The sequence below is a fragment of the Rhodopseudomonas sp. WA056 genome, assembly GCF_010906995.1.
GTDB lineage: Bacteria > Pseudomonadota > Alphaproteobacteria > Rhizobiales > Xanthobacteraceae > Rhodopseudomonas > Rhodopseudomonas palustris_G.
The window spans coordinates 97,894-109,944 of sequence record NZ_QPFS01000003.1; the positions used below are offsets into that span (position 1 = coordinate 97,894).

A 12,051-nucleotide genomic window follows, 5' to 3' on the forward strand; every position below is an offset into this window, starting at 1 on the left:
TGCTTCTCCACTCCTACTCTGCAGCCAAAATCGAGGTCGACCTCCGGCGCTCGTCCGGGACTTTGCGGAAATCCAGATCGAGGCTGACCAAGCGCTCGACCCCGGCCGCAGCGTCCGCCATGACCTGGCGATAACCGCTGATGGCACGCGCGAAGACGTTGTAGATGACGACCGCTGGAATCGCGGCGACCAGGCCGAACGCCGTTGCCAGCAAAGCTTCAGCGATGCCCGGCGCTACCACCGCGAGGTTGGTGGTGTGACTCTGCGAGATTCCGATGAATGCATTCATGATGCCCCACACCGTGCCGAACAGGCCGACGAAGGGCGACACCGCGCCGACGGTGGCGAGCAATCCGGTTCCGCGCATCAGCCTGCGGCCCGCCTGCGCATCGATGCGCGCCAGGCGAGATACCACCCGCTCCTTCAGACCAGCCTCGCCGGCATAGGCCATCGCCGGCAACGAACGGTGCAATTCGTCGTTCGCCGACCGCACCATGAACACGGCGGGGCCGCCCCGCTTGCTGAGACGTTGGACGGCTTCGTCGAGGCTTCGCGACTGATCCACCACCTTGAACGCGCGCTTCGCTCTGGCGCGGGCGCAGGCGACCTCGACGGCTTTGGCCACGCACACCGTCCAGCTCAGAAACGAAGCGAGCACAAGCGCGATCATCACGGCCTTCACCACCCAGTCGGCCGCCATGAACATGCCGACCGGCGACAGATCGTGCGGCAGATCGGAGTGGCGATCCGGCTTCGGCGGGACCTGCGCGACCAGTCCGCCGCCCTCACCGGCCGGACCTGCAGCGGGCGGTGCATCTGGAGCGGTGGGCGCTTCCGGGGAGGTCAGGCTCGTCGGCGCCGGCGATGCGGGCGCCGATCCGGGCTGCTGTGCCGCAGCTTGCGGCGCGTAGGCAAACAGTGCCCCGATCAGCGCCAGCGACGCCCATCTCGATATTCGGGGGACTATCTTCATCCCTCACCTTCCTTCCATTCAGAACGAGACGGCGCTCCGTTCCGTCGCGGCGCCAGCTTGACGCGGGACGCTGGTCGGGGCGCACCAGCGGCTCGTTACCGATCGGCGTCGACCACGGCTGCGACGTCTCCCGGAGCTTCGGCAGCCGTGACCAGCAACTCGCTCACCAGCTCCTGTACGCGCAGATAAGCGGCACGCGCGCCGGCGATCGCGCGGTCTTCCTCCGCGGCCGACAACGGCGCTGCGTCGAGCGCGGCAGTGAAGGTTCTCCAATGGAGGCCACGTCCCTCCGGAGCCGCCGCGAGATGCCTGGCACCGAACGTCTCCGACAAACCGAGACTGGCCGCCTGCTTGAGCAGAAACGCAGCGCCGAGGTTGGAGCCTTCGGCGACATAGAGCCAACCCAGCGCCGTCGGGATGTCGATCGGCTCGTCGATTGCAGCCGGCGTCGCACGCGAACTTTCCGGCGCGACGCCGAGATCACGAAGGTCCAGTTCGATGAGTTCGAGCCGCCGCCGCTCCGCCAGAGCCGGCAGCAATGCGCTCAGCGCCGCGCTGCGATAGAACGCATCGACGTCCTGGTGAAAGCGATGCTGGACACGGAGAAACAGCGCGTATCGCTCGCGGTTCGCGAACGGCCTCCGCGCCATGATGCCGGTGTCGAGCCGCTCGTGCGTCGCCTGCGTCGCGGACTTCAGCCGTTTCGACCGGCCGAGTGCCAGCTCGGCTTCGCTTTCGATTGCCGTCATTCAGAATGCTCCAACCTGCAGGACGCGGTCATCCCGACTTGTCCTCGTTTGCTGCCGGCTTCACCGGCAGGCCACCTCGCTGAGACCAGCGGCGCCGTACGCCACCTCCGACCACCAGCCGCGCGCCTCAGCGCGGCCGCGTCGTCCTTTGCGCGCATCGCTTCTGTCCTCGACGTCAGAACCTGTAGTTGACCCCGACCCGGACCATCGGAATGTCGACGTTGCTGCTGAGCTTGCGGCCGTTGCTCCTCGCGTAGGTCGCCGGCGTCACGAAATTGCCCGGCAGCACGCCGGCCCTTGCGTCGGCGAAGGAGAAATCCTCACCGGAAAAACGGGCGAGCAGATACTCCGCCTTGATCGACCAGGCACCGCCCACGGCGTATTCGCCGCCGCCGCCGATCACATATCCCACTCGGGTACGCGAGCCATCTTCCGTGAAAGTCGCCACGGTCGTCGTCGGCCACGAGAAGTTTCCGGAATTGACGGCACGGTACTGTGTCCGGGATTCGCCCTGCTGCATGAAGGCGACGCCGCCGCTGGCGTACAGCATCAGCCGGTCGTTGACGGCGTAGCCGAGCCGTCCGCGCACCGTGGAGAGCCACTTGATCTCGCTCTGCTGCACCGCTTCGAACTGCCGCGTCCTCGACAGATTGTTCGCGCAATTGCAGACGGCACCTTCGGTGGCGAAGGTCACCTGGGACGCGCCGATCTCGGTCTTGGCGATGTCGGCCTCGATGCCGGCGACGATGCGGCTCGCGAACTGATAGTCGTAACCGGCATGCAAGCCGAAGGAGAGCGCGCCGACCTGCTGATTGGGCGATTCGTTCGCCGCGTGACTGTCGGCCGATCCGTTCAACGCGGTCATGGCCCCGCCGAACTTCGCGGAATTGTAGGCCGTATTGACGCCGGCATGGAATCCGCTCCAGTTCGCAACCGTTGCGCTCGGCGCGAACAGGCGCGTCAGCGACCCCGGCGACACCGTTTCGTTTCCTCCGAACTTTCCGGTCATCCCAAGACGGATCGTGCGTCCGGGACCCGGCTGCTGAACCAGACTGAGCGGATCGACGTAATACTGATCCGTCAGGTTCTCGACGGTCGCGCGCAGGCTGATGTCCTTGGTGAGCTTGTATTCGGCGAACACATCGACCAGCCAATACGGCTGCCAGATGATCGGCGCGATGATGGCGGACGCGCCATATTGCACCGCACCGTATCCGATCGAGCGCGGCCCGATATAGCTCGCACGACCGCCGACAGTTAGGTCGTCATCGAGCAGCTTCTGCGACACCATGATGTTCGCCGAGTATTTCGGCGGCACCTGGTTGGCCGAATAGTCGCCCGACAGCGTCGAGTTGGCGCAAGTGGTCGAGGTCGGGCAATATTCGACGTTGAGATAGTAGTTTGCAGCCACCTCAACCGTAAAGCCGCCGTTCTGATAGCGGCCCGACCATTCGAGTCCTTCGAAGCGTGCGCGATCGATATTGACCACCTGAAGGGCGGAATAGGTGTAGCCATAGGTCGGATCCACGAACGATTTGCTCATCCGGGCGACGTAGTTCGACACGTTCCAATTGAAATAGCCGAGCTTCATCATCGCCTTATCGGCCGCCCCGAATACCCCCTCTCGGAACAGATTCACGCCGGCCTCCCAGTTGTTGGAGCGTTCGGGAAGCAGACCAGCATTCGGAACCAGACTGTAACCGGCGACCGATTCGAACAGCGTCGGCATGCGCAACGCGCTGGAGTAGTTGGTGTAGAACTGCACGTCCTTGATCGGCTCGACCACAACACCGGCGGATGGACTATATCCGCCGCTGTCCCGCGACGGCGCCGGATTCATCTGCGTTGCGTTGGTGATCGTGCTCCGATCCTGAGACCAATAATGCGAATATCGGAGACCGCCGTTCAGCGTGAGCCATTCGACCGGCTTGTAAGCGACTTTGCCGAAGCCGGCGACCTCCTGCCTGGCGCCTTCACGGGACGGGATGCCGCCGTTGAGCTCGTTCGTAAACGGCATCGGCCTGGTCGCCTCCTGAAGGTATGACGCACCGTACTCGACATCGAGCGAACCGAAGCGCTCCAATGAGAGGTGAGACTTGTTGCTGAGGTCGCCGCCGCCCATCGTGCTTTGATTGCCAGGCAGGTAGTTGTATGGGAGGCCGAAATCTTCGGGCTTGACGCTGGTCGCGAAGCTGGTGCGAGGCGGCGTCAGCAACGTCAGGCTGGTCATCCACATGTTGGCTTTGAAGTCGACGAGACCGTTGTCTTCCGGCTTCCAACGATAGCGGACGGTGCCGGTATCGACCTTGGTCACGTCCTCCTGGGCCTGCTGCACCGCCTGATTTTGCGCGCTGGAGAACAACGACGCGATGACGTCACCGGCCTTGCTGCGATAGCCGTTGTAGCCGACCTGCAGACTCTGGCCGTCGTCGGACCTGACGGTACCCTTGGCGAGATAGGACTCGGTCTCGAGCTGCGTGTTCAGAACCTGCTCGCCGGCGCGATAGCTGGTCAGACCCGTGTTCTGGTACACATGCGCATAGGAGATCGGGCTCGGCGGGTAATAGCAGAATCCGCTCGAATAACAGAGCGGCTGCGGTCCGGTGTCGAGCACACCCGCGCCCGGCCCGTTCTTGCCGGCGAAGTAATTGCCCTGCTTCCGATACGCATAGCCCCACAGCAGGTCGTAGTTCGCCTCCTTGATCGCCGCGACGGTGCTGAACGAACCGCTGGTCGGATCGAGCAGTCCGGGCCGGTCGAGACCGGACGCCTGCGCCGTCGGCACCGGATAGGGCTGCGGATCGCTGACATAGGGCCGCGGCCAGGTATAGCCGCCGAGATCGCCCGGCCGCGGGTTGGCGGTGTTGGTACCGAAGCTGCTCCTGACCAGTACGCCCCATTTTTCGCCGGCCTTCACGACATCGTCGGCGCCGAGCGTGCGCATCGCCACCGTGCCGGCGATGCCGCGGGACGATGCGTCCGATCCCTTGGTGATGTCGACGCCCGCCAGAAGGTCCGGATCGACGTAGGTCCGGTTGGAGATACCCTGATAGCCCTGATAGACGGTCAGCCCGTTCTCAGCGCCGTCCACCGTCACGGCAACCCGGCCCATGCCCTGCATGCCTCGGATATTGACATCGATCGAGCCGCCGCCGTTCCTGGCCTCCCCCGACATCACGCCGGGCGTTCCGCGGAAGATGTCGGCCGGACTGCTGCCGCGGAAGCGCTCGATACTTTCCTGAGAAATCTGGTTCACCGGCGCAGGCGTACGGTACGGCACCTCGGCCGGACTGCCGCGGCCGCCCGAGATGTCGATCGTATCCAGCATCAGCGATCCATCGGGCGCCGGCATCTGATTCATACTGGCGCTCAATGGCCCGACGATCGTCACCGTGCCGCCGGGCTTGAACCGATAAGAGAGCCCGGACCCCGCCAGAAGTCGGTCGAGCGCCGCCGAGGGCGTCAGCGCACCGCGGACGGCGGGCGCGGACTTGCCTGCGACCAGCGCTTGATCGACGAAGATCTGCAGTCGTGCTTGTCGAGAAAATGCGATCAACGCGCCGGCGAGCGGCTGAGCCTGGATGTCGAGCTCGCGGGCGCCGGCGCCGGTGCGCGTTGGTTGAGGAGCTTGTGCGTAAGATTGTTCGATCGTCGCGGCCGTCGACAGAAACGTCGCCGCCATCAACAACACGGCCATTCTGCCGTTAGAGCATACGCACCTTGTATCCAAACCCATCCCGGAGGCCCCCATCGTCGTTCAGCCGCGTTTAGCGACCTGCTGCGATGAAGACGGCGGAGTTGGACAGAGTAGTTACTCGACTACCGGGTCTTTTTGTGAATCGGCGCTTGGAATCATTACAGTCAGAAGGCCGGCCGCACGATAGATACGCAGCGACAGCGATTGAGCGACGGTGTCGAGCGCCGCGTCGACGTCGTCGGTGTCGAATACCGCGGTGACGTGCCGCTTACCGAGATCACCGCCGAACAGCATGATCGGGCCGCGCCGATAGCGGCCGAGTTCGGCAACCACATCATCCAAGGGCACGTCGCGGAAGATCAGTTGGTTGCGCCGCCATGCCTGCACGGCGTCGAGATCGGCCGCAGTGACGCCGGATATGCCGCCGGCCCCGTACCGCACCTCCTGCCCGGCCGCGACTTTCACCGACGCGGCAGCCGGTGCGCCGACCTGAACCGTGCTCTCGGCCACGGCGACCATGACGTCGCGCGCGATCTTGACGTCGAACGCGGTTCCCAACACCTTCACCTCGCCGCCGCCGGCCGCGACGATGAACGGTCGTTCGCGGTCTTTCGCCACCGTGAAGAACGCCTCCCCGGTCAGCAGCTTGATGCGCCGTTCGGTGTCGCCGAACGAGACATCGATCGCCGTCGATGTCGAAAGCTCGATCTGCGAGCCGTCCTGCAGCGTCACCGTCTTGCGCTCACCCACGCCGGTTCGATGGTCCGCGAACAGGCCGACCGGCAGCAACTGCCAGCCGAAACCGGCCATCACCAGCAACAGCACGGCAGTCGCCGCGATGCGCTTCGGCAGGCTCGATCGCTGCCGCCGCGGGCTGCGCGGCGCCGGACGTCGTCCGACGGCATCGAGGCCGCTCCACATCCGCTCGACCGAGCGCCAGGCGGCCTCGTGGGCCGGATCAGCCGCCAGCCACGCTGCAAAGGCGGCGCGGTTCGCTTCGGTGGCCTCGTCGTCGCGAAGGATGACGAACCATTGAACCGCCTGCTCGTCTACGGACGATGGTGCGTCCAATCTGTCCATGCGGCCTCGGGTGACACGGTCGTGCATTGCGGAATTGCACCGGCAGGCGGTGGGAGACGTCGCCAATGCAGGGCGTAGATATGCACGGAAAACGTTCAGGTGAAGAAAAACAGCGAAACCACTTCCATCAGGGGGGTGGCATCACCGGCTCGACGAGCCGCTCGCACCGCCGCCGCCCTCTGCCGAGAAACTGGCTTTGAGGCAAAGCATCGCCCTGAGCATGTGCGCCATCACGGTATTCTTGGAGATCCCGAGTCGGGCGGCGATGTCGGCATAGCTCAGGCCTTCGAATTTGTGGAGAATGAGCACTTCGCGGGGCCGCGGCGGCAACGCCGCGAGCGCCGCGTGCAGCGCCTGGAATTCCTGGTGGGAGATCAGCACCGCATCGGGCAGCGGCGCCGGGTCGGCGATCGCTTCGTCGAGTTCGACCGCGGTCGCCAGAATATTGCGGCGATGCCGGCGGGCATCGTCGATCGCCAGATTGTTGGTGGTGCGAAACAGATAGCTGCGGAGGTCGCGCACCTCCTCGCGCGGTGCGCGCAACAGCCGCAGGAATGCCTCCTGCACGATGTCGGCCGCCGTGCTCGCGGACAGGCCGCGAGCGATCAGAAACCGCTGCAGCCGCCTGTGTTCGTCGGCATAGAGGTGCGCCAGGCTCTCGGTCAAATCGGTCATCGAACGAACGCCACCCAACCTGTCGCCCCCACCGAGCCAACGCCAGCCGCGACAATCCGGTTAGCAGCCGGCCGATTTCGTCGCAAACCCAGCGAATTAGATTGGCTCTAGCCGATCGTGCGAAAATTCCACCACATGACAATTGCAGCGGCGAGCCGAGCCCCTCTCTCGCGCTGTATCAGCGCGCTTGTTCGGCGCATCCGCGCCGGCGTTCGACCGAAGCATTGCATCAATGCACGACGGATGGTCGCTGCAATCCGACGACTCAGCGCTGATCGCGCGAACTGCAGAGCAGTCCTGATCAGAATGACTCCAGCGACACCATCGTTTTCGCGAGCGTGGCGTCGTGTTCGCGGCCCGACTTGTTTCATCAAAGTCACATCGCCGAACGTAATCGCGAATTTGAACCGTTCTAGTCGCAACTATCTTGTGATCGCGATCGTTTTCGTAGACCGCACTTGTCGGAAACAAGCTCGTTGATGGTTTTCTGGGAGGGGCGAAGGAAGTGATAATCGATAATGTTGCTCGCGTGGCGTGCCTTGGTGCTGTGAGCCATCTTACTTTGTGTCTGGCGATCGATTTCGTCACACCGGCGCATGCGCAGTCGACGCTACCCGCGATCAGCGTCGAAGCGCCGACCCGTCAAAGCAAGCCCAGCGTTTCCCCGCCCCGCCGAGCATCGGCCACGCGCGCCGCGCCCCGCCGTGCGGCCGCGCCGTTGCAGCCGGTTGCTCCCGTCCCCTATGTCGTGCCCGGCCGCGGCACCGTCGGTGCGCTGACGCCGTCTTATGCCGGCGGTCAGGTCGCGAATGGCGGTCAGGTCGGTCTGCTCGGCAATCGCGGCGTGCTCGATACGCCGTTCAACCAGACCACCTACACGCGCGAGCTCATCGAGAACACGCAGGCACGTACGCTGGCGGACGTCCTGGTCAACGATCCCGCCGTCGCCTCGGCGCTGCCGCGCAGTATCGGCCGCGAGCAGCCGGTGATCCGTGGCTTCCTGCTCGGCAACACGGCGGTCGGCATCAACGGCTATTTCGGCCTGATGGGTAACAACAACTTCAACCTGATCGATGCGGTCGAACGCGTCGAAGTGATCAAAGGCCTCAGCGGCCTGCTCAACGGTCAGTCGCCGGACGATTCGATCGGCGGCGCGATCAATTACGTGATGAAGCGCGCCCGCAACGAGCCGATCGCCGAGGTGACGACGTCGTTCGCCTCGCGCGGACAAGGCGGCGTGCATCTCGACGTCGGCCAGCGCTACGGCGAACACAAGGAATTCGGCATCCGCTACAACGGCAGCTATCGCGACGGCAACACCGAGGTGGACAATCAGAGCCTGCGCGATCAGAGCCACGCGCTGGCGCTGGATTATCGCGGCGAGCGCGTTCGGGTCTCCGCCGACGTGCTCTACAACGATTTCCGCGGCAACGGCCTCGGCGGTCGCAACACCTTGAACCCGAGCCTGACCGCCATCCCGACGCCGCCCTCGCCGACCAATTTCTGGATTCCGGCCTGGACCGGCATCAAGGGCACCAACACCGCGGCGCTGTTTCAGGCCGAAGTCGATGTCACCGACTGGCTGACCATCTACGGCGGCGGCGGCTTCTTCGAAAATTCCATCACCTCGACGATCTCCAACCCGACCATCGTCAATGCCCTCGGCGACACCACGTCGACGCCGTTCGTCAATCGGCAGAACCGCCACAACCACACCGAACAGGCAGGCTTCCGGGCCACGGTCGAGACTGGTCCGGTGCTGCATGAAGTCAACTTCAACACCACGCTGTGGAGTGGCCAGCTCGACGCCTCGCAGAGCGTCGGCATGCGGGTGACCTCCAATATCTACAATCCGGCTCCCATCCCCTTCCAGACGATTCCCCAAGTCGACGTCGTCAAGGCCAATGTGAGTTCACTCAACAGCTACGGCATCGCCGACACGATGTCGGTGCTGAACAAGCGCATCCAGTTCACGATGGGCATCCGCCGGCAGGAAGCCGCGTCGGACGCGTTCAATACGATCACGGGGGCTCCGACCTCGAGCTACAGCGCCGGCACATGGTCGCCGGCCTATATGCTGGTGATCAAGCCGCTGGAGAACGTCTCGGTCTACGCCAACTACATCGAAGGCCTGATGATGGGCACGATCGTGGACGCCGGCTTCCAGAACCAGGGTCAGGTGTTCCCGCCGTACAAATCGGTCCAGCACGAGATGGGCGTGAAGGTCGATTGGGGCCGCTTCACCACCACCGTCGCCGCTTACGACATCTCGCAGCCGGCACAGATCAGCATTCCGAACTCGCCACTGCCGATCTTCTCGATCGACGGCGAGAACCGCAATCGCGGCGTCGAGATCAACACTTTCGGCGAGCTCACGCCCGGCTGGCGCTTGCTTGGCGGCGCGTCGTTCATGGATGCCCGTCAGGCCAAAACCCAGAACGGCATCAACGACGGCAAGCGCTCGCTCGGCATTCCGCAGGTGCAGGTCAGCCTCGGCACCGAGTGGGACACGCCGTTCGCCGATGGCCTGACGCTGACCGGCCGCGCGATCCACTTTGGTGAAGCCTATGCCGACGCCGCCAACCGCTTCCTGGTGCCGTCCTGGACGCGGTTCGATCTCGGTGCGCGTTACACCTTCGCCTCACCCTGGAACGGCAAGCCGATCACGCTGCGCTTCGCCGTCGAGAACGTCGGCAACAGCAGTTACTGGGCGACCAGTCTTTCGGACCGCCAGATCTATCTCGGCGCGCCACGCACCTATCTGGCTTCGACCACCTTCCGGTTCTAAGCCAGAAAGCCGACGACGATGGGCAATAGTACGCAGAGCCGGACGGAGCCCACGCCCGGCCTGCGCGCAGGCCGCGGCATGGTCCGCATGATTTCATTCTCCGTCTTCATCCACAAATGGACCGGCCTGTTCGCTGCGGCGTTTCTGATCATCGCCGGCGTGACCGGGAGCCTTCTGGCGTTCGAGAAGGAACTCGAGGCGCTCGTCAATCCCGGGCAATATGTCGTGCAGCCGCGGCTGGACGAACGGGGACGGCCCGCCGCGATGCTCGATCCGTTCGAGCTGCATGCACGGGCCGTCGCAGCGCTGCCGGGTTATCAGGTCACCGGATTCCCGTTTCTGCGGACGCCGGATCGTTCGGTCCCGTTCAATCTGACGCGCGGCGATCCGAAGCAGCCCGATGCGGATCAGGCCTTCCTCGATCCGTATGACGGGCGTCTGCTCGGCGTGCGCAAGTACGGCGCCACGCCGTTCGATCGCACCACGCTGATCGGCTTCATTTACAAGCTGCACTATGCGCTGGCGCTGCCGGCACCCTACGGCCAATGGTTGTTCGGCCTCGTCGCCCTGGTCTGGACGGTGAATTGTCTGGTCGGCATCGTCTCGACCTTCCCGCGGATCCCACCGTTCTGGAAGCGCTGGTTGCCGGCCTGGCTGATCAAGCACACGGGCAGCACCTATCGGCTGCATTACGACGTCCACCGCGCTTCCGGCCTGTGGCTGTGGGCGGTGCTGTTCCTGTTCGCGTGGTCGAGCGTGATGCTCAATCTACGGCAGGAGATCTATACGCCGGTGATGTCGACCTTCCTCGAGTTCAGCGCGACGCCGGAGCCGCGCAAGGCGGACACCAGCAAGCCGCTGCTCGGCTGGCCGCAGGCCTACGACATCGCCTCCCGCGCGATGGACGAGCTGGCGGCGCAGCACGGCTTTACCGTCAATTTCCGCAGCCATCTGTTCTACAATCGCCGCTTCGACGCTTTCATCTACTATGCCAATACGTCGCGGGACGTGCAGAGCGACCGCGGTCAGACCGGCGTGTTCATCGACGCCCGCAGTGGCGCCCTGCTCGGCTCGCGGATGCCGACCGGCGCCTATTCCGGCGACACCGTCAGCCGCTGGCTGCAATCGCTGCATATGGCCAAAGTGTTCGGCCTGCCCTATCGCGTCTTCGTCGCGGTTGTCGGGCTGGCGCTGGCGATCAGCGCCTATACCGGTCTCTATGTCTGGTGGAAGAAGCGCAAGGCGCGGCTGGCGCGCGACGAAAAGCCCCGCGCCAAGGCAAAGACGTTGGCTGCTTAGCCCGGCCCCGGCAAAGGGATCAGGCACACCCGGCTCGCGCGACGGCCAGGCTATCGCTTCCGCCACCGCATCGCCCGCAATCGGCCGCCGCCAGCGCGACCAAAATCGATGCCGCAAGCCCCGGCGTTGACCGACTATTTTAGAAAATTCAGATGCTTAGCGGATCGCTGGCAGGAGTGGCAGGGCTCGAACCTGCGACCCCCGGTTTTGGAGACCGGTGCTCTACCAATTGAGCTACACTCCTACGTCGGCGTCGCCGCCGAACGGGCCGTTTGAAGCACAGGCGGTGCCCTGCTGGCAAGTGGGATACGCGCTTAGGCTTTGGTCTATTCGACAGGTTCCACAGGCACGGCATCCGGACCGGTTCCGGACTTGCGATGTGATCGGGGCGCCAGCGCGCAATCCCGGTTGGCGCCCGTCCCCGGCGCATTCTCGAACACGCAGCGGGTCGGCGGCGCTCCGCAGACCCGGTCGAGCTCGCGGAAGCCTACGCAATGGCCGTCCGGCGCGCGATAGCCGGTGCCGCCTTTGCAGCCGCAGCCCTTGCATGGCGGCCGGTCCGGGCAGGCCGCCTCACCTGCCGCCGGCGCGAGCAGAGCAAGAAGAAAGGCCGAGAGCACGATCAAACGTGCTCGCGGCTGTCGTTCGGCGTGAGCGATGATGCTTACTCGATGATCGCGGCGACGACGCCGGCGCCCACCGTGCGGCCGCCTTCGCGGATGGCGAAGCGCAGCTTTTCTTCCATCGCGATCGGCACGATCAGGTGCACTTCCATCGCGATGTTGTCGCC

General features: G+C 64.5%; 9 protein-coding genes, 1 tRNA gene and 1 pseudogene. 2 read left to right on the forward strand and 9 right to left on the reverse strand.

Going from position 1 to position 12,051, the window contains the following annotated elements:
• Positions 1-13: 13 nt before the first annotated feature.
• From exbB to DU475_RS01655, 6 genes and pseudogenes are all read right to left on the reverse strand, one after another.
• Positions 14-973, reverse strand: a complete 960-nt coding sequence (exbB, locus tag DU475_RS01635; RefSeq protein ID WP_164630300.1) for a tonB-system energizer ExbB — start codon at positions 971-973, stop codon at positions 14-16.
• Between the two features lie 95 nt (positions 974-1,068).
• Positions 1,069-1,722: a biliverdin-producing heme oxygenase gene (locus tag DU475_RS01640; protein WP_164630302.1), complete on the reverse strand. Its 654-nt coding sequence runs from the start codon at positions 1,720-1,722 to the stop codon at positions 1,069-1,071.
• A gap of 175 nt (positions 1,723-1,897) precedes the next feature.
• Entirely contained in the window at positions 1,898-5,419 is a 3,522-nt protein-coding gene (locus tag DU475_RS01645; protein ID WP_246700207.1) for a TonB-dependent receptor domain-containing protein, read from the reverse strand.
• Positions 5,420-5,533: 114 nt separating this feature from the next.
• Entirely contained in the window at positions 5,534-6,244 is a 711-nt protein-coding gene (locus DU475_RS01650; protein WP_349644146.1) for a FecR family protein, read from the reverse strand.
• 105 nt (positions 6,245-6,349) lie between these two features.
• Positions 6,350-6,526: pseudogene (locus DU475_RS24170) on the reverse strand (FecR/PupR family sigma factor regulator); the annotation flags it as partial.
• Positions 6,527-6,640: 114 nt separating this feature from the next.
• Positions 6,641-7,174: an RNA polymerase sigma factor gene (locus DU475_RS01655; protein ID WP_164630308.1), complete on the reverse strand. Its 534-nt coding sequence runs from the start codon at positions 7,172-7,174 to the stop codon at positions 6,641-6,643.
• A 718-nt stretch (positions 7,175-7,892) separates the two neighbouring features.
• Between DU475_RS01655 and DU475_RS01660 the strand changes: the two genes are divergently transcribed.
• Together DU475_RS01660 and DU475_RS01665 are read left to right on the forward strand one after the other, a co-directional pair.
• Positions 7,893-9,962 carry a TonB-dependent receptor gene (locus tag DU475_RS01660; RefSeq protein WP_205524168.1) on the forward strand — a complete coding sequence of 690 codons (2,070 nt, stop codon included), beginning with the start codon at positions 7,893-7,895 and terminating at the stop codon, positions 9,960-9,962.
• Between the two features lie 87 nt (positions 9,963-10,049).
• Positions 10,050-11,261: a PepSY-associated TM helix domain-containing protein gene (locus DU475_RS01665; RefSeq protein WP_164630310.1), complete on the forward strand. Its 1,212-nt coding sequence runs from the start codon at positions 10,050-10,052 to the stop codon at positions 11,259-11,261.
• Between the two features lie 168 nt (positions 11,262-11,429).
• Here the strand turns inward: DU475_RS01665 and DU475_RS01670 are convergent.
• The 3 genes from DU475_RS01670 to DU475_RS01680 all read right to left on the reverse strand — a co-directional run.
• A tRNA-Trp gene (locus tag DU475_RS01670) sits at positions 11,430-11,505 on the reverse strand.
• An 82-nt stretch (positions 11,506-11,587) separates the two neighbouring features.
• Positions 11,588-11,881 carry a hypothetical protein gene (locus DU475_RS01675; protein ID WP_349644147.1) on the reverse strand — a complete coding sequence of 98 codons (294 nt, stop codon included), beginning with the start codon at positions 11,879-11,881 and terminating at the stop codon, positions 11,588-11,590.
• Positions 11,882-11,925: 44 nt separating this feature from the next.
• Positions 11,926-12,051 (reverse strand): EF-Tu C-terminal domain-related protein (locus DU475_RS01680; protein ID WP_502586253.1); only part of this gene is annotated, 126 nt, incomplete at its 5' end.